The 345-nt window shown below is 68.1% G+C and carries 1 protein-coding gene; it reads left to right on the forward strand.

From position 1 onward, the window contains the following. Positions 1 to 189, forward strand: a 189-nt coding sequence (locus tag CVH10_RS25850) for a hypothetical protein (protein ID WP_219924823.1), incomplete at its 5' end; no start/stop codon positions are given. Positions 190 to 345 lie beyond the last annotated feature (156 nt).

A 345-nucleotide genomic window follows, 5' to 3' on the forward strand; every position in this document is an offset into this window, starting at 1 on the left:
GCGGCAGCGATCGGCCGCAAATATCCAGCGGTCCACAAATATGCCGAAAAGCACGAGCTTCGCTTCTCGCGTCGCCCGCGCCGCGCAGCCCCCTGGACGCTCGCCGAAATTATCGCGCTCGATCCTTCGGGAACGGGCGTCACCGACCATGTTGCCATCCCCGGCACAATCGATGAGGAAAAGCCATGACGCCGCTTCGCCTCGCCCGCGATATCGCAACCGGCGCGCCGATCGACCGCGACACCCGGCGTGCCCGCCTCCTCGCGGCGCGGCGCTATGCGATCAACTCGGTCCCGCGTCGCGGTATCCTCAGCGGTCACTGGGACGCGGGCACCGTGGTCGGCG

Origin of the sequence: Halomonas sp. ND22Bw (assembly GCF_003011945.1) — a bacterium.
Classification (GTDB): Bacteria; Pseudomonadota; Gammaproteobacteria; order Pseudomonadales; family Halomonadaceae; genus Halomonas; species Halomonas halophila.